This window comes from Stutzerimonas kunmingensis (assembly GCF_032106285.1).
Taxonomy (GTDB): domain Bacteria; phylum Pseudomonadota; class Gammaproteobacteria; order Pseudomonadales; family Pseudomonadaceae; genus Stutzerimonas; species Stutzerimonas kunmingensis_B.
The window spans coordinates 18353-41088 of sequence record NZ_DAMCPO010000028.1; the positions used below are offsets into that span (position 1 = coordinate 18353).

The 22736-nt window shown below is 61.1% G+C and carries 27 protein-coding genes; 16 read left to right on the top strand and 11 right to left on the bottom strand.

The features are described from left to right. Positions 1-630: enoyl-CoA hydratase (locus tag RT582_RS18580; RefSeq protein WP_313479155.1), on the bottom strand; the 630-nt coding region annotated here is incomplete at its 3' end. A 156-nt stretch (positions 631-786) separates the two neighbouring features. Further along, entirely contained in the window at positions 787-2031 is a 1245-nt protein-coding gene (locus tag RT582_RS18585; RefSeq protein ID WP_125862270.1) for an ABC transporter substrate-binding protein, read from the bottom strand. 251 nt (positions 2032-2282) lie between these two features. Here RT582_RS18585 and ung point away from each other — a divergent pair, with 251 nt between their 5' ends. Further along, positions 2283-2978 carry a uracil-DNA glycosylase gene (gene ung / locus RT582_RS18590; protein ID WP_278447472.1) on the top strand — a complete coding sequence of 232 codons (696 nt, stop codon included), beginning with the start codon at positions 2283-2285 and terminating at the stop codon, positions 2976-2978. 34 nt (positions 2979-3012) lie between these two features. Here ung and RT582_RS18595 read toward each other — a convergent pair whose 3' ends face one another. The 3 genes from RT582_RS18595 to ygfZ all read right to left on the bottom strand — a co-directional run bounded on the left by RT582_RS18595 (position 3013) and on the right by ygfZ (position 5560). After that, positions 3013-3528 (bottom strand): DUF4142 domain-containing protein, encoded by a 516-nt coding sequence (locus RT582_RS18595; protein ID WP_104098523.1) that lies wholly within the window; start codon positions 3526-3528, stop codon positions 3013-3015. A 137-nt stretch (positions 3529-3665) separates the two neighbouring features. Further along, positions 3666-4502, bottom strand: coding sequence for an HDOD domain-containing protein (locus RT582_RS18600; RefSeq protein WP_014819513.1), 837 nt, complete (start codon positions 4500-4502; stop codon positions 3666-3668). 110 nt (positions 4503-4612) lie between these two features. Next, complete coding sequence (ygfZ, locus tag RT582_RS18605; protein WP_023443965.1) at positions 4613-5560, bottom strand: CAF17-like 4Fe-4S cluster assembly/insertion protein YgfZ; 948 nt, start codon at positions 5558-5560, stop codon at positions 4613-4615. A 147-nt stretch (positions 5561-5707) separates the two neighbouring features. Here ygfZ and RT582_RS18610 point away from each other — a divergent pair, with 147 nt between their 5' ends. After that, positions 5708-5962, top strand: a complete 255-nt coding sequence (locus RT582_RS18610; protein WP_014819515.1) for an FAD assembly factor SdhE — start codon at positions 5708-5710, stop codon at positions 5960-5962. Continuing rightward, on the top strand, positions 5946-6401 hold the full coding sequence (locus tag RT582_RS18615; RefSeq protein ID WP_080902107.1) for a protein YgfX: 456 nt from the start codon (positions 5946-5948) through the stop codon (positions 6399-6401). Before RT582_RS18610 ends, RT582_RS18615 begins: the two co-directional genes overlap by 17 nt. On the opposite strand, the gene nadB is transcribed toward RT582_RS18615, so the two are convergent. Beyond that, positions 6370-7986 (bottom strand): L-aspartate oxidase, encoded by a 1617-nt coding sequence (gene nadB, locus RT582_RS18620; protein ID WP_278412431.1) that lies wholly within the window; start codon positions 7984-7986, stop codon positions 6370-6372. The genes RT582_RS18615 and nadB overlap by 32 nt on opposite strands. A gap of 349 nt (positions 7987-8335) precedes the next feature. Here nadB and rpoE point away from each other — a divergent pair, with 349 nt between their 5' ends. The 12 genes from rpoE (at position 8336) to pdxJ (ending at position 18771) form a co-directional block, all read left to right on the top strand. Beyond that, on the top strand, positions 8336-8917 hold the full coding sequence (rpoE, locus tag RT582_RS18625) for an RNA polymerase sigma factor RpoE (RefSeq protein WP_003282114.1): 582 nt from the start codon (positions 8336-8338) through the stop codon (positions 8915-8917). Positions 8918-8948: 31 nt separating this feature from the next. Continuing rightward, on the top strand, positions 8949-9536 hold the full coding sequence (locus tag RT582_RS18630; protein WP_014819517.1) for a sigma-E factor negative regulatory protein: 588 nt from the start codon (positions 8949-8951) through the stop codon (positions 9534-9536). A gap of 8 nt (positions 9537-9544) precedes the next feature. Further along, complete coding sequence (locus RT582_RS18635; protein ID WP_313479160.1) at positions 9545-10489, top strand: MucB/RseB C-terminal domain-containing protein; 945 nt, start codon at positions 9545-9547, stop codon at positions 10487-10489. Then, positions 10486-10938 carry a SoxR reducing system RseC family protein gene (locus RT582_RS18640; protein WP_125877338.1) on the top strand — a complete coding sequence of 151 codons (453 nt, stop codon included), beginning with the start codon at positions 10486-10488 and terminating at the stop codon, positions 10936-10938. Before RT582_RS18635 ends, RT582_RS18640 begins: the two co-directional genes overlap by 4 nt. Before the next feature lie 35 nt (positions 10939-10973). Next, positions 10974-12389, top strand: a complete 1416-nt coding sequence (locus tag RT582_RS18645) for a DegQ family serine endoprotease (RefSeq protein WP_014819520.1) — start codon at positions 10974-10976, stop codon at positions 12387-12389. 189 nt (positions 12390-12578) lie between these two features. Further along, positions 12579-14378: a translation elongation factor 4 gene (gene lepA / locus RT582_RS18650; RefSeq protein ID WP_045665403.1), complete on the top strand. Its 1800-nt coding sequence runs from the start codon at positions 12579-12581 to the stop codon at positions 14376-14378. Between the two features lies 1 nt (position 14379). Then, complete coding sequence (lepB, locus tag RT582_RS18655; RefSeq protein ID WP_003293584.1) at positions 14380-15234, top strand: signal peptidase I; 855 nt, start codon at positions 14380-14382, stop codon at positions 15232-15234. Between the two features lie 92 nt (positions 15235-15326). Next, positions 15327-15704 (top strand): DUF4845 domain-containing protein, encoded by a 378-nt coding sequence (locus tag RT582_RS18660; RefSeq protein WP_041014721.1) that lies wholly within the window; start codon positions 15327-15329, stop codon positions 15702-15704. Beyond that, a complete protein-coding gene (gene rnc, locus RT582_RS18665) occupies positions 15701-16390 on the top strand; it encodes a ribonuclease III (protein WP_003302298.1) in 690 nt (229 codons plus the stop codon). Before RT582_RS18660 ends, rnc begins: the two co-directional genes overlap by 4 nt. After that, positions 16383-17294, top strand: coding sequence for a GTPase Era (gene era, locus RT582_RS18670; protein ID WP_014819523.1), 912 nt, complete (start codon positions 16383-16385; stop codon positions 17292-17294). Before rnc ends, era begins: the two co-directional genes overlap by 8 nt. Before the next feature lie 48 nt (positions 17295-17342). Then, positions 17343-18032 (top strand): DNA repair protein RecO, encoded by a 690-nt coding sequence (gene recO / locus RT582_RS18675; protein ID WP_278412430.1) that lies wholly within the window; start codon positions 17343-17345, stop codon positions 18030-18032. Beyond that, a complete protein-coding gene (gene pdxJ, locus RT582_RS18680; protein ID WP_278412429.1) occupies positions 18025-18771 on the top strand; it encodes a pyridoxine 5'-phosphate synthase in 747 nt (248 codons plus the stop codon). Before recO ends, pdxJ begins: the two co-directional genes overlap by 8 nt. Before the next feature lie 123 nt (positions 18772-18894). On the opposite strand, the gene RT582_RS18685 is transcribed toward pdxJ, so the two are convergent. After that, positions 18895-19101: a DUF2905 domain-containing protein gene (locus RT582_RS18685; RefSeq protein ID WP_313479166.1), complete on the bottom strand. Its 207-nt coding sequence runs from the start codon at positions 19099-19101 to the stop codon at positions 18895-18897. After that, complete coding sequence (locus tag RT582_RS18690; RefSeq protein WP_313479169.1) at positions 19086-20039, bottom strand: LysR substrate-binding domain-containing protein; 954 nt, start codon at positions 20037-20039, stop codon at positions 19086-19088. The genes RT582_RS18685 and RT582_RS18690 overlap by 16 nt, the downstream gene beginning before the upstream one ends. A 133-nt stretch (positions 20040-20172) precedes the next feature. Here RT582_RS18690 and RT582_RS18695 point away from each other — a divergent pair, with 133 nt between their 5' ends. Beyond that, positions 20173-20460, top strand: a complete 288-nt coding sequence (locus RT582_RS18695; RefSeq protein ID WP_313479172.1) for a hypothetical protein — start codon at positions 20173-20175, stop codon at positions 20458-20460. 15 nt (positions 20461-20475) lie between these two features. Here the strand turns inward: RT582_RS18695 and cmoB are convergent, their stop codons facing one another. The 3 genes from cmoB to RT582_RS18710 all read right to left on the bottom strand — a co-directional run bounded on the left by cmoB (position 20476) and on the right by RT582_RS18710 (position 22653). Then, on the bottom strand, positions 20476-21438 hold the full coding sequence (gene cmoB, locus RT582_RS18700; RefSeq protein WP_313479175.1) for a tRNA 5-methoxyuridine(34)/uridine 5-oxyacetic acid(34) synthase CmoB: 963 nt from the start codon (positions 21436-21438) through the stop codon (positions 20476-20478). Continuing rightward, the gene (cmoA, locus tag RT582_RS18705; RefSeq protein WP_044315214.1) at positions 21435-22178 is read right to left on the bottom strand and encodes a carboxy-S-adenosyl-L-methionine synthase CmoA; all 744 of its coding nucleotides are present in this window, start codon (positions 22176-22178) and stop codon (positions 21435-21437) included. The genes cmoB and cmoA overlap by 4 nt, the downstream gene beginning before the upstream one ends. Positions 22179-22251: 73 nt before the next feature. Next, entirely contained in the window at positions 22252-22653 is a 402-nt protein-coding gene (locus RT582_RS18710; RefSeq protein ID WP_312915538.1) for a protease inhibitor I42 family protein, read from the bottom strand. Positions 22654-22736: the final 83 nt, after the last annotated feature.

Genomic DNA, 22736 nt, shown 5'->3' on the forward strand with positions numbered 1-22736 from the left:
CCGGGATGCGAGCATCAATGCGTGGCCACGCGACTGGCCGGGGTCGACCACCTGCTCCACCAGTCCGATGCGCAGCGCAGTTTCTGCCGTGATGCGCTCGCCACAGAGGATCATGCGTTTGGCCCAGCCTTCGCCCACCAGCCAGGCCAGTGCCTGGGTGCCGCCCGCACAGGGCAGCAGGCCCACCGATGCCTCCGGCAAGCCCATTTGCGCCTGCTGCTCGGCGATGCGCAGGTCGCAGGCCAGTGCGCATTCCAGGCCCCCGCCAAGGGCGAATCCGTTGATTGCAGCGATGGAGACACCGCGGAAATCGCGCAGCGCCTCAAAGGCTTCGCCAAAGCGGCGGGCCATTTCCCGGGCTCGGATGCGATCGCCGTCAGCGAAGAGTTTCAGGTCCGCCCCCGCGCTGAAGAACTTCTCGCCCTGACCGCAGATCACCAGTGCGTAGATTTCGTCATCGTGGTTCAGATGGTCGATGATCTGCTTGAGCCCGATGAGTGACTCGCGGTCCCAGGTGTTGGCAGGCGGATGGTTGATCGTGATGAGGGCGGTGTGACCATGCTTCTCCACGGTCAGCTTGTGGGTCAGGTCGAAGACACCGGCTTGGTAGGGCTCTACTGCAGTGCTCATGGTCGAAATCCTCGTGCGTTTCAGGGCTCCGCTGACGAGCGACCGATAACGTCGCTCCTCTTGAGAGTCCTTCAATGCAGCGAGGTTGCAGCGTTCCGGTCGGTCAGACGACCCGATGGAGCGCCCGGGTGCTGTCCCAGATGCTCCATCGTTCTTTCACTGTAGCCTAGCCGGCTGCCCGCCCGCGCGACGCTCTTCCTGCCATTCGGCCAGCGTCGGCGCAGCCTGCTCGCCGGATAAACGGTGGACGATCTCGAAATAGTCCTGCTTGAAGCGATCCTTGAGCACTTCTTCGCGTGGCTTTACCTGAATGGCGTAGACGGTCTGCACGTTCTGGTGGTCGAACTCGCGCCACTGCTGCTGATCCTTGAGCAGGCTGTAGCTGTGGTTTTCCAGGGCCGCGATGACTTGCTCACTGCCGATGCTCTTGGCGCGAGTGGCGGCATCTGCCCACTGATAGACGATGCTGTAGGCCGAAGCCGCGGAGCTTGATGGGTGCGTCTGGTAACGCTCACCGAAGTCACGCACGAATGCCTTGCCGCGTTCGGAACCTTCGAGTTCGGGTACGCGCCAGGTCCAGGGCTCGGTGCCGAGCACGCCGCGCATGATGTCCGGGCCGGCGAGTTCGACCATGGACTGCGTCAGGTTGGGAACCGCAATCTGCATCTTCTTGTTCAAGTCGAGTTCGTCGGCGATACGCATGGCTCGCACCATGTCTTCGCCAAACAGGACCAATACCAGGACCTCGGCACCGCTGTTGGCTGCCTTTTCCAGCGCCGCGCGGTAGTCGGACAGGCGTGCGCCTGGGAAGGCTGTCTTGACCCCCTGGTGCTTGTTCTGGTCGACGGTGCCGGTCGCCTGGCGCAGCGAGCTCTCGCTGGTATGGCCCCAGGTGTAGTCGGAGGTGATGTAAAAGTAGGTCTTGCCGGGCATTTTCTCGTTCAGATACTGCCCCAGCACCCGCGCGCTCATCCATGCGTTGTTGCACTCGCGGAACATGTAGCGGTGGCCATCCTTGCCGGTTGTGTCGTTGGAGTAGGTCAGGGTGCCGAAGTACAGCAGCCCTCGCTCCTTGGCGCGCTTGCTCGCGGCAATGGCCACTGCGCTAGATACGCCGCCGAATAGCATGGCAACGCCTTCATCCGCCATCTTGTCGACGTTAGCAACGGCCTTTTCGGGGCGGGATGCGGTATTGCGGCTGATCAGGCGTAGCGGGCGGCCCAGAACACCGCCCGCCTCGTTGATCTCGTCGATTGCCAACAAGGCTCCGCGCATTTGTGCAAGGCCTTCTTCCTTGTAGCTGCCGGTACGGGGGTAGTTGAGGCCGAGCGTGATGGGGTCAGCAGCCTGGGCCGTAAGACAGAACCCCAGCCCTAGCGCCAGAAGGGTGATCCGGTTCATAGCATGTTCCTTGTTATAGCTTTTGTTATTGGTTTATTGGCAGTTAGCTTTTTTACCCTGCCGCCGGTGTGTGCGTCACTCTTTATGTGCGGCTCGAAGGCGGCGCCGGCGTCAGTACGTGAGCCAGGTGCGATTATGACTAAAGGAGGGAGGGTCGAACTTGCGGTAGCTCAGTGATTTGGCCGTTTTGCGGTTGACAACAATGAAGCCGTTTTCTAGGGTTCGGCGGCTACGCCATCCGGAAACAGCTCATGACTCAAGACGATCGCATCAGGCTGGAGGCTGGCTGGAAAGAAGCGCTGCGCGAGGAGTTCGACAAGCCATACATGCTTGAGCTTGGCGCTTTCCTTCGGCAAGAGAAGGCTGCGGGCAAGGTGATATTTCCGCCGGGGCCGATGATCTTCAACGCGCTCAATTCCACGCCGCTCGATCAGGTCAAGGTAGTGATCCTTGGGCAGGACCCCTACCACGGTGCCGGTCAGGCCCATGGACTTTGCTTTTCGGTACAGCCGGGCGTGGCACCACCGCCGTCACTGCAGAACATCTTCAAGGAACTCAAGCGCGACTTGAATCTTGATATCCCTCGGCATGGCTATCTGCAGCACTGGGCAGAACAGGGCGTGCTATTGCTCAATACTTCGCTCACCGTGGAACAGGGTGTCGCCGGTTCGCATGCCAAAGCGGGGTGGCAGCTATTCACCGATCGAATCATTGAGGTGGTCAGCGAGCGGCGTCCGCACCTGGTATTCATGCTTTGGGGCGCCCATGCGCAATCCAAATCGAAACTGATAGACGCCACGCGGCATCTGATGCTGAAGTCGGTGCATCCTTCGCCTCTCTCGGCGCACCGCGGATTCATCGGTAACGGTCACTTCAGTCGCGCCAACCAGTTTCTCAGGCAGCAGGGGATGCAGGTGATCGACTGGCAGCTTCCGGCTGAGGTTTAGCCCGACACCCAGGCGGTATCGGGCTAGGCTTTGGTCAATCTTTGGCGCCGTGCTTGGCCTGAAGATCCTTGGCCTGCTTGAGATGCTCTTCCAACTTCGGCAACGCTTTTTGAGCGAACTGCTTCAGGTCGGCGTTCTCGCCACCCTCCACGTAGTCCTGATACATCTCGATGGTCTGCTCGTGAGCGACGACCTGATTGTTGGCGTAGGCTTCGTCGAAATTCTCGCCATCACGCAGCTTCAGGATCATGGCTTTGGCCTTGTCCATCAGCGTGGCCTCGTCGGACATTTCCAGGTCTTTGGCCTGAGCCAGTTGCGCAAGCTCCTGATTGGCCTTGGTGTGGTCGTCGATCATCATCTGGGCGAATTGCTTCACATCCTCCGAAGTACCCTTGTCCAGGGCCATCTTCGCCGTTTCGATTTCTGCAATACCTTTGGCCGAAGCCTCGTCGACGAAGTTTTCGCCTTCGGCGGCAAGCGCCAGGTTAGCCGCTACTCCGAACAGCAAGGCGAATGCGCCCGAGAAAATTGTTTTGGTTGCTCTGGTCATTGCGTTCTCCTTTCTTCACCTGACTTGTGTTGGCCGGGAGGCAGACACAAGGCGCGATGCGGCGAGATTGCCGTCCCTTTTTGTGACTAGGTGCCATAGGGACGGTTCCTCGCTTTCGGGCGAACGGTGTTCGGTGCTTACTGAAGCATGCTCATGGCTGCGTCCATGGCGGCAGACAGGTCCTCGTCCTCCTGCATCAGTTCGCTCGGATCGAGCCCCAGCTTGGCGAAGGCGGGAACCTCGCTCCAGTCCAGCTGCGCGTAAGGGTGCTGGGTGCCCATATAGCTCTGCAGGGTGGCGACTTGCACCACGTCTACATAATCGACTGCGGCCGAATTGCGCTGGAAATCGGTGTACTGACCAGCCACAGACACGATTGCCTCCGGGAAATCCCAGGTGCGCAGGATTTTCTCACCCACCATCGGGTGAATCTTGTCGATGACGTGATTGAGGCTGAACGAGTCCGATAGCAGGGCGCTGTGCTCTTCTGCGTAGGTCAGGATCGGCAATATGCCGATCTGATGGACCAGTCCGGCCAGGGTCGCCTGGTCAGGCATCAGTCGTGTGTAGTGACGGCAGAGCACATGACTGATGGCGGCGACCTCGGTGCTCTTGTTCCAGACCTCGCGCATCTTGCGATCGACGACATCGGTGGTCGCCTGGAACATCTGCTCCATCGCCAGGCCTGTGGCCAGGTTGCAGGTGTAATTGATGCCGAGACGGCTGACCGCCATCTGCAGATCGTCGATCTCGCGACTGGTACGCAGCAGCGGGCTGTTGACCACCTTGATGATGCGTGCGGCGAGGGCTGCGTCGGCGCCTATCACCTTGCTCAGTGCCGGAATGCTGATGTCCGGGTCCTCGGCCGCCTCGCGGACGCGCAATGCCACCTCCGGCAGGGTAGGCAGAACCAATTCATCGTTCTCGATCGCGAGCGTCAGATCGCGCTGGACTTTCTCGGCAAGGGTGCTCATGTCATTCCTTTATGTGTCGGTCAGTGTCGCTAGGGCGCTTCAGGTCAGGGTGCTTTGCCCGTGGTCCATGGTGCGCCTCGCAGGTATTTGCTTTCTGGCTCCGGTTCGCACTAGCGCTGAATTTCCAGGTCCGCATTCAGGCTGTAGGGAAGCTCGAGCAGGCTCATCGGCAATCCGTCCGGGGAGCCCAGATACAGGCGGCCGTCAGCGGCGGCGTCCTCCTGCAGTACGGCCAGCAGCTCGATTCGGTCGGTGTCACTGGCGGCTAGCACGACCTCACCGACGCTGGAGCCATGCACCGGCGAGAAAATCTCAACGCCCGGAGCGGGCAGCTCGTCCTGTCTGCCTTCGATCAACAGCCGCTGCAGGCGGCGCTTGAGTTTGCCCAGATACTGCATGCGCGCGACGATTTCCTGGCCGGTATAGCAGCCCTTTTTGAAACTCACGCCGCCCAGCGCCTGCAAATTGATCATCTGCGGGATGAACAGCTCGCGAGTGCTGCCGAATACCTGGCCGATGCCGGCGCGAACCTGGTCCAGCAGCCAGCGATTGACCGGCGCTTCCTGAAGCTGCGCGGCCAGGCGCGTGCGAACCTGCTCGGCGTCGGCGCCTGGGGTCCAGAGCTCAACGCGGCCATCCTGCAGACGGATCGCGATCATGCCGTGGCTCCGCACCACACTGTCGGCGGTCAGCGGAAGATCCAGGCCCAGGCTGACCAGCGAGCCGTCTCCGCCCGCAAGACCGAATCGGCACCAGTCGGCGCTCTCGTCGTTCAGGCGGGACTTGGAAAATACGGCGTACTTGTTCAGATCGGCTTGTTGCAGTTGCAGCAGCTCACTGGCCATCGCCAGCAGGTAACCGTCGCCATCCAGCACGATGCGGAAACTCGACTGCATGCGCCCCTTGGGCGTGCAGCGTGCGCCCAGACTGGATGTCTCGGCGGTGAGGTAGCTGAGGTTGCAGGTCAGCTGACCCTGGAGGAACTTGCTGGCATCCGGGCCGCGTACGGCAAGGACGCCTTCATGCGACAGAACGCAAAAATAAGCAGTGTCGGTCATGATTGGTCGTCGTCAGAATCCGGGTGGGCATCATAGCAGCCCGACGGAAACGGTTGCGTGATGACGGGTTTGCAGCTCGACGAAAAAAGCGACTGATGAGTTCGGTGCAGCCGCTATAATGCGTGCCTTCTCAAAAGGAGCCGATGTATGGCTGAGCAATCCGAACTCAATCGTCTGTTTTGGCAAAGCCGTCGCGGCATGTTGGAGCTGGATGTGTTGCTGGTGCCTTTCGTCAAGGAGGTCTATCCAGGTCTCGATGAGGAAGATCAGCACCGCTATCGCAAGCTGCTGAGTTGCGAGGATCAGGACATGTTCGGCTGGTTCATGCAGCGCGGCGAGCCCGAGGATGAGGACCTGCGGCGCATGGTTCGCATGATCCTCGATCGTGTCCAGCCTAAGTAATCAATCATTCGAGTGTCGCTGGCAGCCGTCCAGCTGGTTGTTGACACTCTATCTCGGGGTTCAGGCGCTCGGCCTGGCCGCCATCGTGCTGTCGGCTGCGCCGCTATGGTTGCAGCTGATAGCGCTTCTGTTTTGTCTGACCCACGCGCTGTGGGTGTTGCCGCGCGGGATTCTACTGTCCAGTCGGGATGCCTGGTCTGGCCTGCGCCACGATGCTGCGGGCTGGCACCTGTGGAGCGAGCGGCAAGGATGGCAGGCAGTTCAGTTGCTGCCTGACAGCCTGGCGCTGCCACTGATAGTCGTGCTGCGTTTTCGCGTGCCGGGCCGGCGGTTAGCTGGCAGCATCTGCGTGCCCCGCGACGCACTACCGCGAGAGCAGCATCGTCGACTGCGGGTGCGGCTCAAGTTCAGTCGACGTAGGTGGGCGGCGCCAGAATAGTGTCGACCGCCTGCGGCAGCAGCTCCGGGTAGTCGAGGGTGTAGTGCAGTCCTCGGCTCTCTTTGCGCAGCATGGCCGAGCGAATCATCAGGTCTGCAACCAGCGCCAGATTGCGTAGTTCGAGCAAGTCACGACTGACCTTGTAGTTGCTGTAGAACTCGTCGATCTCGCTCAGCAGCAGGCGCACTCGGTGCTGCGCGCGCATCAGCCGTTTGTTGGTGCGAACGATGCCGACGTAGTCCCACATGAAGCGCCGCAACTCGTCCCAGTTGTGCGCGATGATCACGTCTTCGTCGGAGTCGGTCACCTGGCTGGCGTCCCATGCAGGTAACGTTGCTGCGTTGGTGACTTGGGGCAGTTCGCGCAGGATGTCCTGAGCGGCCGCCCGGCCGTAGACGAAGCATTCGAGCAGCGAGTTGCTGGCCATGCGGTTCGCGCCGTGCAGGCCGGTGAAACTGGTCTCGCCGATGGCGTAGAGGCCCGGGATGTCGGTGCGTCCAGCCTGATCCACGACTACGCCGCCGCAGGTGTAGTGCGCTGCGGGTACCACCGGAATCGGCTGGCTGGTGATGTCGATGCCGTATTCCAGGCAGCGCTCGTAGACGGTGGGGAAATGGCTTTTGATGAACTCGGCAGGTTTGTGGCTGATATCGAGGTAGACGCAGTCGATGCCCAGTCGCTTCATTTCGTGGTCGATTGCGCGTGCGACGATATCGCGTGGGGCGAGTTCCTCCCTGGTATCGAAGCGCGGCATGAAACGCTCGCCGTTAGGCAGCTTGAGCAAGGCACCTTCCCCGCGCAGGGCTTCGGTCACCAGAAAGCTCTTCGCTTGCGGGTGATAGAGGCAGGTAGGGTGGAACTGGTTGAATTCCAGATTGCCGACGCGGCAGCCCGCTCGCCAGGCCATGGCAATGCCGTCGCCGCACGCGCTGTCCGGGTTGCTGGTGTACAGGTAAACCTTGGCCGCGCCGCCGGTAGCCAGTACGACGAATCGTGACTGGAAGGTTTCGACCTCGCCGGTGCTGCGATTGAGCACATAGGCGCCCAGGCAGCGTCTGCCCGGCAGCCCGAGTTTGTGTTCGGTGATTAGGTCGACTGCAACGCGCTGCTGTAGAAGCTCGATATTGCTCTGCTTTCTGGCCTGGCCAAGCAGCGTGTTGAAAATGGCTGCGCCAGTGGCGTCGGCTGCGTGAATGATGCGCCGATGGCTATGGCCGCCCTCGCGGGTCAGGTGAAATTCGAAACTGCCGTCTTCGCGATCCGGGGCATTGTCCCGCGTGAAGGGCACCCCTTGCTCGATCAGCCACTGGATGGCCTCGTTGCTGTGCTCGACCGTGAAACGGACGGCGTCTTCGCGGCACAGCCCTCCTCCGGCGATGAGGGTGTCGGCGACATGTGACTCTACGGTGTCGGTCGTATCCAGTACTGCGGCGACGCCACCTTGGGCCCAGTAGGTGGAGCCGTTGGAGAGATCGCCCTTGCTGAGAACGGCGATGCGAAGATCGGTCGGCAGGTTGAGTGCCAAGGTCAAGCCGGCGGCACCGCTGCCGATGACCAGCACGTCGTATCGTAGAACCTGGTTCATGTCCAATTCCGGCGGGAAAAACGAGCCCTAGTATATAGACGGGATGTAGCGCCAAAATAGGCGACTGTGTGTTTGTCTTCTAACGAAGGGAACTTTTCCTTCGCGGGGTGGCTCAATAGGCAGTTATGAATGCAAACCAGCTGGCCATCGTGAATGGGCGGTGCGAGTTTGCTATGGACACCAGGACGGCGTCGTCAGCAATGGCGCAACGCTGTGGTGCAATCGCCGTCAGGTATTGCAGGATAGCTTGCTAGGAGGGGGGAGAACTTTTGCGTAAAGCCCGGGTCTATTCTGGCAGGTCGGTTCGCTGGTGTGAGCGACGCTACTCCGCTACCGAGGAGGAGCGTTCATGTTGACTCAGGAGCAGGACCAGCAGCTGGTTGAACGAGTGCAGCGTGGTGACAAGCGGGCGTTTGATCTGCTGGTAATGAAATACCAGCACAAGATCCTTGGGTTGATCGTGCGGTTCGTGCATGACTCTCATGAAGCTCAGGATGTTGCCCAAGAGGCTTTTATCAAAGCCTACCGCGCACTAGCCAATTTTCGCGGTGACAGCGCTTTCTACACTTGGCTGTACCGCATCGCCATCAATACGGCGAAGAATCATCTGGTGGCACGCGGCAGACGCCCGCCGGATAGTGATGTGAGTTCCGAGGACGCCGAGTTTTATGAGGGCGATCACGCTCTCAAGGACATCGAGTCACCGGAACGCTCGCTGCTCAGGGATGAGATTGAAGATACCGTTCATCGAACCATTCAACTTTTGCCAGAAGATTTGCGTACGGCTCTAACACTGCGTGAATTTGATGGTCTTAGTTATGAAGACATTGCGAGCGTCATGCAGTGTCCGGTGGGCACAGTGCGTTCCCGGATCTTCCGGGCACGTGAAGCCATAGATAAAGCATTGCAACCCTTGTTGCATGAATCCTGAGACAGCGGCGACAGCCAAGAGAGGAACCGCCATGAGTCGTGAAGCCCTGCATGAATCGCTGTCCGCGGTGATGGATAACGAAGCGGACGAGTTGGAATTACGTCGCATGCTCGCAGGCGACAACCCGGAGCTACGTGCTACTTGGTCGCGTTATCAACTTGCCCGTGCCGCCATGCACAAGGAGTTGATTGAGCCGCGCCTGGATATCGCTTCTGCGGTATCGGCTGCGTTGGCTGATGAAGCCGCGCCGGTCAAGGCGCAACGTAACGGATGGAAAGGCCTCGGCCGGCTGGCAGTGGCTGCTTCGGTTACAGTCGCTGTTCTGGCCGGTGTACGTCTGTACAATCAGAATGAGGTTGCTGGTCCGCAGCTAGCGCAGCAGGCTCCGCAACCAAGTATTTCGGTTCCGCAGACCAGTCAAGGGCCGGCGGTTCTGGCTGGTTACAGTGAGCAAACCGAAGCGCCTGCACAGGCAGCGGCAGATGGCGCTCCGGTAGAGCGCTGGCACGAAGAGCGTCTGCCTTCATATGTTCGTCAGCATGCCCAGCAAGCTGCCTTTGGTAATGGATCGGAGAGCGCGCTGCCTTACGCTCGCGCGGCCAGCATGGAAGAACGTTAGGGAGAAACATGCGCGTATTACCGCTGTATGTGGTGATGGGGGGCTGGCTATCGATGCCGGCCCTTGCTGCTGATGCCGAGTCCTGGATGGAGCGACTTGCGGCGGCAGAGCAGAAACAGAGTTATACCGGTACGTTCGTCTACGAACGCAATGGTAGCTTTTCCAGTCATGCCGTGTGGCAGCAGGTCGAAGAAGGTCAAGTGCAGGAGCGATTGCTTCAGCTTGACGGAGCTCCGGCTGAAGTTCTGCTTGTAAATGGTCAGATGCAATGCGCTACCGATGACCTCGCGGCGCAAGTGCGTGAAGCGCAAGCCTGGCACGGGCAGCGTCTCGATCCGAAAGCACTCTCCGAGTGGTACGAATTCCGTGAGATCGGGGATTCAAGAGTTGCTGGCCGCCCTGCCGTGGCGCTGGCTGTCGTGCCGAAGGATCAGCACCGTTACGGCTTCGAACTGCATCTCGACCAAGATACCGCATTGCCCCTCAAGTCGCTGATGCTGAACGAGAAAGGGCAGCTGCTCGAGCGTTTCCAATTCACCCAGTTCACGGCTGGCAGTGTATCTGCCGAGCAACTGAAGCCCGGCGCCGATTGCAATCCAGTGACCGTGAACCGGCGCGAGGCGAATCCTACATCGCCCTGGCGCTCCGACTGGTTGCCTTCCGGCTTCACGCTACTGGATGCCAACGAACGACCTAGTCCCGCCTCTTCCGAAACTGTTTCCTGGTTGTCCTACGGTGATGGTCTAGCGAAGTTTTCCGTGTTTCTGGAGCCGCTGCGCGGCGCCTTGGTTGAGGACGCGCGAAGCCAGATGGGGCCTACCGTCGCGGTCTCTAAGCGCATCAGTACTGCGGATGGCGATGTCATGGTGACCGTGGTGGGCGAGATTCCACTTGGTACGGCTGAGCGGATTGCCCTGTCCATGCGAGCCAGTTCGGAACAGGCACAACGATGATCGAAGAGCTTGGGCGGGTAGTCGCGCTGGATGTCGGCGCTGTATGGGTCGAGACTCGGCGCAAAACTACCTGCTCTGGCTGTTCCGCGAAGAGTGGCTGTGGCCAAGGCTTGATGGATACCCTCGGTGTTCGCGAACAGCGTGGCCTCATCAGGGCGCTCTGCGATCTCCACCTGCAAGTCGGTGACGGTGTCGTTGTGGGCATCCGCGAGGACGTGTTGCTGCGCGGTGCCGTCCTTGTCTATCTTCTCCCTCTTATCGTACTGATGGCGGCCGCTTCGCTGGCCGCTCAGCTGTCGACGCGTGAGCCGATCGTTATTCTGGCAGGTCTCGGGGGCTTCTTCATTTCCTGGCTATTCGTGCGTATGCGAAGCCGCCGTACCGCAGCTGACCCGAATCTGCAGCCAGTGGTTTTGCGCGCCATGCTCGCGGGGCCTGCGAGTCCCTGAGCTTCCTTGTTTTGTCAGTGGGGAGACTTGTAGTCATGTTCAATCGAAACAGCTGCTTCGCCTTCGTGGCGGGCCTGGCATTGCTGGGCCATGCTGTCGTTGCCCAGGCGGAATTGCCTGATTTCACGCCGCTGGTCGAAAGTGCCTCGCCAGCGGTAGTCAATATCAGCACCAAGCAGAAGGTGCAGAGCCGCGGTGCGACTGCGCAGATGCCGGAACTCGAAGGGCTGCCGCCGATTTTTCGCGAGTTCTTCGAACACAGCATCCCGCAGATGCCGGGCGCCCCGGGTCGCGGCCAGCAGCGTGAAGCGCAGTCGCTCGGTTCGGGTTTCATCATTTCCGAAGACGGTTATGTCCTGACCAACAATCACGTGGTCGCCGATGCCGACGAAATCATCGTTCGTCTGCCGGATCGAAGCGAGCTGGAAGCCAAGCTTATCGGTGCCGATCCGCGCTCCGACGTGGCGGTGCTGAAGGTCGAGGGCAAGGGACTACCGACCGTCAAGATTGGCCGTTCTGATGAGCTGAAAGCAGGGGAGTGGGTGCTCGCCATTGGCTCGCCGTTTGGTTTCGATCATACGGTGACCGCCGGTATTGTCAGTGCGACTGGCCGCAGCTTGCCCAATGAGAGCTATGTGCCGTTCATTCAGACCGACGTGGCAATCAACCCAGGCAATTCCGGTGGTCCGCTGTTTAACCTCGACGGTGAGGTGATTGGCATCAACTCGCAGATATTCACGCGCTCCGGTGGCTTCATGGGGCTGTCCTTCGCCATTCCGATCGATGTGGCAATGGATGTTGCCAATCAGCTGCGAACCGAAGGCAAGGTGAGTCGGGGCTGGCTTGGCGTGGTGATCCAGGAAGTCAACAAGGACCTGGCTGAGTCCTTTGGTCTTGAGCGTCCAGCGGGCGCCCTGGTGGCTCAGGTTATGGATGGCGGTCCGGCAGCGCGCGGTGGTCTGCGTGTCGGTGATGTGATTCTGAGCCTCAACGACAAGCCGATTGTCATGTCTGCTGATCTGCCTCATCTGGTCGGAGCACTCAAGCCTGGCAGCACCGCACGAATGGAAGTGGTTCGCGACGGTGATCGCAAGATGCTCGACGTCAAGATCGGCGCCATGCCGGAAGAGGGCGAAGCCGTGGCAGCCTCTGGTGGCGGCCAGGAACGCAGCGATAACCGCCTGGGTGTTAAAGTCACTGAGCTGACCGATGAGCAGAAGAAGAGCCTGGATTTACCGGGCGGTGTGGTGATCACTGAGATTCTCAACGGGCCGGCTGCGATGATTGGGCTGCGCCCGGGCGATGTCATCACCCATCTGAATAATCAGGCGATCAATTCGGCGGCAACATTTGCTCGAGTGGCTGAGCAATTGCCGAAGAATCGATCCGTTTCGATGCGAGTTCTGCGTCAGGGGCGTGCGAGTTTCATTACTTTCAAGCTCGCTGAATAAGACGCTGGCTGGTGAATCTGGAAGGGCGGTTATTACCGCCCTTTTTCATTTTCAATACGTATCAGTACTTCCGTTGCGTTGCTCATCAGCTGCGGATGGCTTGTGCGTGGCACTGCAAGGGTTGATCAGTTACACTTCGCGGCTATTTTCGGCGGGCAATCGGCCCGCGACTATTCCGAGTGTTGAGCTGTGAGTGACCTGAGTCATATCCGCAATTTTTCCATCATCGCCCATATCGATCACGGCAAGTCGACCCTGGCAGACCGTTTTATCCAGATGTGTGGTGGTCTGACCGAGCGTGAAATGGAAGCCCAGGTGCTGGATTCGATGGATCTCGAGCGCGAGCGCGGCATCACCATCAAAGCCCACAGCGTCACGCTTTATTACACTGCGCGCGATGGCAAGACCTACCAGTTGAATTTCATCGATACGCCCGGCCACGTCGACTTCACCTATGAAGTCAGTCGCTCGCTGGCCGCGTGCGAGGGTGCGCTGCTGGTAGTCGATGCTGGCCAAGGCGTCGAGGCGCAATCGGTAGCCAACTGCTACACGGCGATCGAACAGGGCCTGGAAGTGATGCCGGTGCTGAACAAGATGGACCTGCCACAGGCCGATCCGGACAAGGTCAAGGATGAGATCGAGCACATCATCGGCATCGATGCGACCGACGCGGTGGCCTGTAGCGCCAAGAGCGGCATGGGCGTGGATGAGGTGCTCGAGCGCCTGGTCGCCGTGATCCCGCCGCCGACTGGCGATGTCGAGGCGCCGTTGCAGGCGTTGATCATCGACTCATGGTTCGACAACTATCTGGGCGTCGTATCGCTGGTACGGGTTCGCCACGGTCGTATCAAGAAGGGCGACAAGGTGCTGGTGAAATCCACCGGCAAGGTCCACCAGGTGGACAGTGTCGGCGTGTTCAACCCCAAGCACACCGCCACGGCAGACCTCAAGGCTGGCGAGGTGGGCTTCATCATCGCCGGCATCAAGGACATTCTCGGCGCTCCAGTGGGCGACACGCTGACACTGTCGAGCACGCCGGACGTGGAAATGCTGCCCGGTTTCAAACGCGTCAAGCCGCAGGTCTATGCCGGTCTGTTCCCGGTCAGTTCGGATGACTTCGAGGATTTTCGCGAAGCGCTGCAGAAGCTGACCCTCAACGATGCCGCGTTGCAATACGAACCGGAAAGCTCCGACGCGTTGGGCTTCGGCTTCCGTATCGGCTTCCTCGGCATGCTGCATATGGAGATCATTCAGGAGCGCCTCGAGCGCGAGTACGACCTGGATCTGATCACCACCGCGCCGACGGTTGTTTACGAGTTGCTGTTGAAGAACGGCGACACCATCTACGTCGACAGCCCTTCGAAGCTGCCCGACATGTCCTCCGTCGAGGACATGCGCGAGCCGATCGTGCGCGCCAACATCCTCGTGCCCCAGGAACACCTGGGCAACGTCATCACGCTATGCATCGAGAAGCGCGGCGTGCAGCGCGACCTGCAGTTCCTCGGCAGTCAGGTGCAGGTGCGTTACGACCTGCCGATGAGCGAGGTGGTGCTGGACTTCTTCGATCGCTTGAAATCGTGCAGCCGCGGTTACGCCTCGCTGGACTACAGCTTCGAATGTTTCCAGTCGGCCAATCTGACGCGCCTGGACATCCTCATCAACGGCGACAAGGTCGACGCGTTGGCACTGATCGTCCACCGCGACAATGCCCACTACAAGGGCCGCATCCTAGTCGAGAAGATGAAGGAGCTTATCCCGCGTCAGATGTTCGATGTGGCGATTCAGGCGGCCATCGGCGGCCAGATCGTTGCCCGCAGTACGGTCAAGGCGTTGCGCAAGAACGTTCTGGCCAAATGCTACGGCGGCGATGTGAGCCGTAAGCGCAAGCTGCTGGAAAAGCAGAAAGCCGGTAAGAAGCGCATGAAGCAGGTAGGCAACGTCGAAATCCCGCAGGAGGCGTTCCTCGCCGTGCTGAAGGTGGACAGCTGATATGTCGATCAATTTCCCTTTGTTGCTGGTTATCGCCGTGGCTGTCTGCGGCCTGTTGGCGCTGAGCGACCTGTTGTTCTTCGCCCCCCGCCGCCGGGCTGCGATCGCCAACTACGAAGGGCGCACCGGGGAAATCGATCCATCGACCCTTGAGGCGTTGAACAAGGAGCCGGTGCTGATCGAGTACGGCAAGTCGTTCTTCCCGGTGCTGGCCATCGTGCTGGTGCTGCGCTCGTTCCTGGTCGAGCCGTTCCAGATTCCCTCCGGCTCGATGATCCCCACGTTGGAAGTTGGCGATTTCATTCTGGTGAACAAGTTCGCCTATGGCATCCGCCTGCCGGTAGTGGATACCAAGGTGATCGAAGTCAGCGACCCGAAGCGTGGCGACGTCATGGTGTTCCGCTATCCGAATCAACCGAGCATCAACTACATCAAACGGGTCGTCGGCCTGCCTGGCGACACCGTGCGTTACAGCAGCGATCGTCGGCTGTTCATCAACGATCAGCCGGTTGCCGAGACACTGGTCGGCGAGGAGCCGGGCAGCTTGGGCAGCGCCGTGCTGTATCGGGAAAAGCTGGGCGAGATGGAGCACCTGATTCGCAAGGAAATGGGCCGCTATCGCATCGAGCCGAGCCGCCAGTGGACCGTGCCGGCTGAGCACTACTTCATGATGGGCGATAATCGCGATAACTCGAATGACAGCCGCTATTGGCAGGACGAGTCGATTCCCGCGGAGCTGGCTGGCATGGTCCCGGACCGTAACATCGTCGGCAAGGCGTTCGCCGTCTGGATGAGCTGGCCTGATCCGAAGCTCAGCAATCTGCCGAATTTCTCCCGCGTGGGCCTGATTCACTGAAAGCTGTGAATTGCGGCCGTCGCTGAGCGAACCGGGCTCGCTATATTTGTCCTGCCCCGATCGGTGGGTATCGTAACGACATAGAGGTCGACATGAGTTTTGCGCGTTCGCAAAAAGGGCTGTCCATGCTGAGCTGGATCATGGTCCTGGCAATCGTGGCGTTTGTGGCCAGCACGGGATTTAAAATGTTCCCGCATTACTTCGATTACATGTCCATGGACAAGATCATCCAGTCCGTGGAAACCGACGAAGCGCTTGAGATTCAGAGCGTCGGGGAGTTCTATAGTCATGTCAGCAAGGGGATGCAGGTAAACGGCATCCAGAACATCGACCTGAAGGAAGCGCTGAAGGTCGAGATCCAGAACAACGAATTCAGGGCGCACCTGAAATACGAAAAACGCGAGCCGCTGATCCGCAATCTCGATCTGGTGGCGAACTTCGATAAAGAATATCGCCTAAGGATGCCGTGAGCACTTCGTTAGCCCGTCTCGAGCGCAGGCTCGGTTATCAATTCAAGGATCAGGAGCTGATGCTCCTGGCCCTGACCCATCGTAGCTATGCCGGACGCAACAACGAGCGTCTGGAGTTTCTCGGCGACGCCATTCTCAATTTCGTTGCCGGTGAGGCGCTGTTCAATCATTTTCCGCAAGCCCGTGAGGGGCAGCTGTCGCGTCTGCGCGCCCGTCTGGTCAAGGGCGAGACGCTGGCGGTACTGGCGCGTGGATTCGAGCTCGGCGAATATTTGCGCCTGGGCTCCGGTGAGCTCAAGAGCGGCGGTTACCGCCGCGAATCTATCCTGGCCGACACCCTCGAAGCGCTGATCGGTGCCATTTATCTGGACGCGGGCATGGACGTTGCTCGCGAGCGGGTCGTCGCCTGGTTGGCCAACGAGCTGCAAGGCCTGACACTGGTCGATACCAACAAGGACCCGAAGACCCGGCTGCAGGAGTTTCTGCAATCGCGTGCCTGTGAGCTGCCGCGTTACGAGGTGGTGGATATTCAAGGCGAACCGCATTGCCGCACCTTCTTCGTCGAATGTCAGGTCGCTTTGCTGAACGAGAAAACCCACGGGCAGGGCGCTAGCCGCCGAATTGCCGAACAGGTTGCCGCGGCAGCCGCATTGATCGCCTTGGGCGTGGAGAACGGACATGACTGACGAACAGCTGCAATCCGAGGACGTCAGCCGTTGCGGTTACGTGGCGATCGTCGGCCGGCCGAACGTCGGCAAGTCGACGCTGCTCAACCACATCCTTGGCCAGAAGCTGGCGATCACCTCGCGCAAGCCGCAGACGACGCGGCATAACATGCTCGGCATCAAGACCGAGGGCAGCGTTCAGGCCGTCTATGTGGACACGCCGGGGCTGCACAAGAATGGCGAGACGGCGCTCAACCGCTACATGAACCGCACCGCTGCCTCGGCATTGAAGGATGTCGACGTGGTGATCTTCGTCGTCGACCGCACCCGCTGGACCGACGAAGACCAGGCCGTGCTCGAGCGGGTGCAGTACGTTACCGGACCGTTGATCGTTGCGGTCAACAAGACCGACCGTGTCGAGGACAAGGCCGAGCTGTTGCCGCATCTGCGCTGGCTGGCCGAGCAGCTGCCGAACGCGGAGATCGTGCCGATTTCGGCGCAGCACGGACAGAACCTGGAAACGCTGGAAAAGCTGGTCGCCGATCGTCTGCCCGAGAGTGAGCACTTCTTCCCGGAGGACCAGATCACCGATCGCAGCAGTCGTTTCCTCGCCGCCGAGCTGGTGCGCGAGAAGATCATGCGACAGCTTGGCGCCGAGGTGCCTTACCAGATCACCGTGGAGATCGAGGACTTCAAGCAGGAAGGCCGCGTGTTGCACATCCATGCGCTGATTCTGGTCGAGCGTGACGGGCAGAAGAAGATCATCATCGGCGACAAGGGCGAGCGCATCAAACGTATCGGCCAGGAAGCGCGCAAGGATATGGAAGTGCTGTTCGATTCCAAGGTCATGCTGCACCTATGGGTCAAGGTGAAGGGTGGCTGGTCCGACGATGAGCGTGCGCTGCATTCGCTGGGTTACCAGTAAGCGCCGACCCGCAATCAATGGTGCGCATCGCGCACTTTCTGGGCTGCCATGCACCAACCTGCGTTCGTTCTGCACAGTCGCCCGTACAAGGAAAGCAGCGCGCTGGTCGACCTGTTCACCCCGCAGGGCCGGCTGCGTGCCGTCATGCGTGCCGCGCGTGGTAAGGCCGGCAGTCTGATCCGCCCCTTCGTATCGCTGGAAGTCGAGCTGCGCGGCAAGTCCGAGCTGAAGACCGTTGCCCGGCTCGAAAGCGCCGGCCCTGCGCACTGGCTCGATGGCCAGGCGCTGTTCAGCGGCATGTACCTCAACGAATTGCTGATTCGCTTGCTGCCTGTCGAAGACGCGCACCCCGCGCTGTTCGATCATTACGTCGCGACACTGCCGGCCCTGGCCGCACATCGGCCGCTGGAGCCGCTGCTGCGTGCCTTCGAATGGCGGCTGCTCAGCGAGTTGGGCTATGGTTTTGCCCTCGATGTGGACATCGCCGGCCAGCCGATTGACCCGCAGCGGCTCTATCACCTGCTGCCCGACGCCGGCCTGGAGCCGGTCGCGGGATTTCAGCCGGGGCTGTTCAACGGCGCGGAACTATTGGCCATGGCCGAGGCCGATTGGCAGGTTCCGGGGGCGCTGGCCGCGGCCAAGCGGCTGATGCGCCAGGCCCTGGCTCCCCATCTGGGCGGTCGACCGCTGGTCAGCCGCGAATTGTTCATGAATCTGAAGGAGGCTCCGCGTGACTGAAGCCAATCGAATTCTGCTCGGCGTCAATGTCGACCACGTCGCCACACTGCGTCAGGCCCGCGGCACCCGCTATCCGGACCCGGTCAAGGCTGCGCTGGATGCGGAAGAGGCCGGCGCCGATGGCATCACCGTGCACCTGCGCGAGGATCGCCGGCATATCCAGGAACGCGATGTGCTGATGATGAAGGACGCGCTGCAGACGAGGATGAACTTCGAGATGGGGGTCACCGAGGCGATGCTCGCATTCGCCGAGCAGCTGTGTCCGGAGCACGTCTGCCTGGTCCCGGAAACGCGTCAGGAGCTGACTACCGAGGGTGGGCTGGACGTGCTCGGGCAGGAAGCACGCATTCGTGAGGCCGTCGACCGTCTACGTGGCTGCGGTGCGGAAGTCTCGCTGTTCATTGATGCCGACCCGCGGCAGATCGAGGCGGCCGCACGTGTCGGCGCACCGGCTATCGAGTTGCACACCGGGCGCTACGCCGATGCCCACGGCGTTGCCGAGCAGGCCTGCGAGCTCGCGCGCATTCGCGACGGTGTCGAGGCCGGTCTGAGTCACGGCCTGATCGTCAACGCCGGCCATGGCCTGCATTACCACAACGCCGAAGCCATCGCGGCGATCCGAGGCGTCAACGAGCTGAATATCGGCCATGCCATCGTTGCCCATGCGCTGTTCGTCGGCTTCAAGCAGGCGGTCAAGGAAATGAAGCATCTGATCCTGAGTGCGGCGGCGCGGGGCTGAAAGAACCGGGTGTGTTTCAGCCGCGATGAAACGCGGCGGGCAGGCTCCGATTGGTGAGATAGCGCCGGGTGTCATCTGCTGGCAAGCCCGCTCCCACGCTAGTGCGGGGCGCCGTGTTCCACCTTAGCGGCGGAACAGGTTGATCAGTACGGTCAGCACCATGCTGAGAATCACCATCGAGGTGATCGGGATGAACACCCGGCTGCGTTCGGACTGGATGCGGATGTCGCCGGGCAATCGACCGAACCAGTTCAACAGCCATGGGAAGTAGTGCCAGACGATGCCGAGCAGTAGCAGCGCAGCGCCCGCCACGATCAACCAGCGTGCCATTTGATCTCCTCGTTTCGCTCCAATCGCTTGGCCGGTCGTGTGCGGTATTCGACAAAGGCGGCGATCACATGTGCGGCCAGCACCTCAACGGCTTCGCTGCGATTGCTGCCACGGAGCAGCTTGATCTGATACTCGCCCAGTTGTGGCAACCCATACTGCCCATCGAGACGCTGCAGGGGCGGGCGAATCAGGCTTGATGGATAGGGCGCGATGGCGAGATCGGCAATCATCGCGGCCTCCTGTCCCGAAGTCTGTTCGCTGGAGTAGGCCACTCGGTAGCTGCGGCCGATGCGGTCGAGGGCATCCAGTGCCTGTCGCCGCCAGGCGCAATCGGGGCTGGCCAGCGCCAGCGGCAGCGGCGTGCGCAGCGCGGCGACACCACCGCTGCGGCCGGCCCAGACCAGCGGTTCGCTATGAATCGGCTCGCCCCGCGAATCGTCCTGGCCAAGATTGCCGACGGTGACCAGGGCGAGGTCCAGTTCGCCTGCGTCGATGCGCTCGATCATATCGATACTGCGCGCGACCGACACATCCACTTCGACTCCGGGATGACTGCGGGCGAACAACGCCAGCAGACCGGGTAGGATGCGCGTCCCGACATCCGCCGGCGTTCCGAAGCGCACGCGCCCCTGCAGCGCTGGCTGGAGGAAGTGCGCGATGGCCTCTTCGTTGAGCTTGAGCAGGCGCCGGGCATAGCCGAGCAGCGTCTCGCCGGCCGGTGTCAGGCGCACCTGCCGCGCCTCGCGGACGAACAGGGAGCGCCCAAGAGTCTCTTCCAGCCGCTTGATCTGCATGCTGACCGCCGAGGTGCTGCGATAGATCTGTCCGGCGGCGCGGGTGAAGCTGCCGCTCTCGGCAATGGCGACAAAGGTGCGCAGGACATCGCTTTCCAGCAGGGGCGTCGAAGGGATAGTGGATTGCTCAAGCGGCTCGTGCATAGGAAAGGCTTCAATTTTTCTGAACACAGGCTTTCATATTAGTCGTTTGTTTGAACGACTGATGCCCGCTCATCCTGTTGGCAACCGGTGGCGCCACAAGCCCGTGGCCACCGAGAGCCAAGCGGAGGTGAGCATGTCTGGTGAACGACGCGATAACCATGTACGACAACAGTCCGAGCCGCAGCTACCGGACTTCTACATGCCGGCCATGTGGCCGCTGGATCTGCAGCGCAGCCTGCATGACTGGTTTCGCGCCTGGCGGCAGCGACGCCTGTATCGGCAGTTGTTGAAGCTGGATGATCGGCAGCTGGCGTCGCGCGATCTGGATCGGCGCCGTCTCGGGGAGATGGCTAATACACCGTTGCGTCAATTGGTAGCGCAGCGACGCAAGCGCCCCAGCGCTGCCCAGGCCGCTCGTTGAGCGGCCAACCTACTGTCAGGGCTTGCGCGCGAGGAGCACGGCGCGCATGGGGGCCGGCAGGCCTTCGACCGTTTTGCCGTGGTCTTGCGGGTCGAGGAAGTCGGGCAACGACTGGTAGCGCATCCAGTCGGTGCTGCGCTGTTCCTCAATGCTGGTCACGCTGACATCCACGCAGCGCACGTCGACAAAGCCGGCGCGGCGCAACCAGCATTCCAGCGCCTTCACCGAGGGCAAGAACCAGACGTTGCGCATCTGCGCATAGCGGTCTTCCGGCACCAGTGCGGTATTTTCGTCACCTTCCACTACCAGGGTCTCTAGCACCAGTTCGCCGCCGCGTACCAGGCAGTCCTTGAGGTCGAGCAGATGGTCGACCGGCGAGCGGCGATGGTAGAGCACGCCCATGGAAAACACCGTCTCGAAGCCTTCGAGCCTGGCCGGCAGTTCTTCCAGTGCGAACGGCAGATGCCAGACCGGCAGCTCCTGCAGGTAGCGCTTCATCGCATGGAACTGGCAGAAGAACAGCCAGTTCGGGTCGACCCCGATCACGCTGTCGGCGCCGGCACCGAGCATGCGCCACATGTAGTAGCCGTTGCCGCAACCGACGTCGAGGATGCGTTTGCCGGCCAGATTCAGGTGCGGCGCGACCCGGTCCCACTTCCAGTCCGAGCGCCACTCGGTATCGACATGCACGCCGAACACGTCGAACGGACCCTTGCGCCATGGCGAGAGCCCCATCAGCGCATCTTGGGTGGCCTGGCGCGTGGCGTCGTCACAGGTCGCGTCGAGGCGGAAGCTGTCACGCAGTTCGACCTGCACGGGCGCCAGCGCAGGCAGCGCATCGACGGCACGCCGCCAGCGCGGCAGATCACCGTGACCAACCGCGAGTTTGGTGTCCAGCTGCTGCTGAACGCCGTTGGCCCATGCGGCCAGCGGGGTGCCGGCCAGGCGCCAGGCGAGGGGAGTCAGGTCGAGGTTCATGGCAGGGCGATCAGCGAGGCGAAGTTCAGGCACTGGAACCAGGGCACGACCTTGGAAAAGCCGGCATCCAGTAGCCGTTGGCGATGGGTTTCCAGGCTGTCGGGCTTCATCACGTTTTCGATGGCGCTGCGCTTCTGGGCGATTTCCAGTTCGCTGTAGCCATTGGCGCGCTTGAAGGCGATGTGCAGGTCGGTCAGCAACTGTTGCTCGTCTTCATCCTCGAAGCGCAGTTTTTCCGACAGGATCAGCGCGCCACCGGGCACCAGCGCCTGGCGAATGCGGCTGAGCAGGGCCGGGCGCTGTTCCGGTGCGATGAACTGCAGGGTGAAGTTCAGCGCCACCAGCGAGCTGGGCTGGAACTGCAGAGCCAGGATGTCGCCCTCGATGACGTCGACCGGCAGCAGTTCCTGAAACATCGAGTCCTGCCCGTGGAGGTATTCGCGGCAGCGCTCGACCATTGCCGCGGAGTTATCAACGGCGACGACCTGGCAGTTGTCGGCAGTCACGTGACGACGCAGGGCCTGGGTCACCGCGCCCAGCGAGCAGCCCAGGTCATACAGATGAGTATGCGGCTGTGCGAACTGAGCGGCGATCACGCCGATGTTCTCGACGATGGTCGGGTAACCGGGCACAGAGCGCTTGATCATGTCGGGAAACACCCGCACCACGTCTTCGTTGAAGACGAAGTCCTGAATGCGGGGCAGGGGCTGGGCGAACAGACGGTCGAGATCGTGGCTCACGGTGTCGGGCGGCGTGTGTGAAAACGGGGCGGCATTGTAGCCGAAACCACGCTCGCCGCGGGCTCTGCCCGACTCAGCGCACCTCGATCCGGCAATCGAACATGCCCGCAGGCTCGGCGTCGACCTCCCACGGGCGTTGATAGGTGAGGTACAGCCTGCCGCTGCCTGGCTCCTGTGCCTCGAAGCGCCAGGTCGACAGGCCATCCCCGCCGATCATGTCGCCTTTCGGATTGCTGAACACTTCGGGGCCGAGGCTGTGCAATTGCTCCGCGGCGGCTTCGTGCAGAATCCAGCGATAGCCCGTCGCAGGGTTGCTCGGCAGGCTGACGATGAGTTTCTGGCCGCTCTGCAGTGTTTGCGGGCAGCGGTTGTCGTCGCTGAGCACGACGCTGGAGGGCGTCTTGTCGTTGCTTGCGCAGGCAGTGAGCAGGGCGAAGCTGGCGGGCAGCAACAGACGAGGGATGTCGAAAGGCATGATCGGCACCGGTCGGAATTGAGTTGGGAAGGATAGCCCAAAAGAGCCTGGTCGCAGGCGGGTACTCCGTCTGCGGCGGTCCG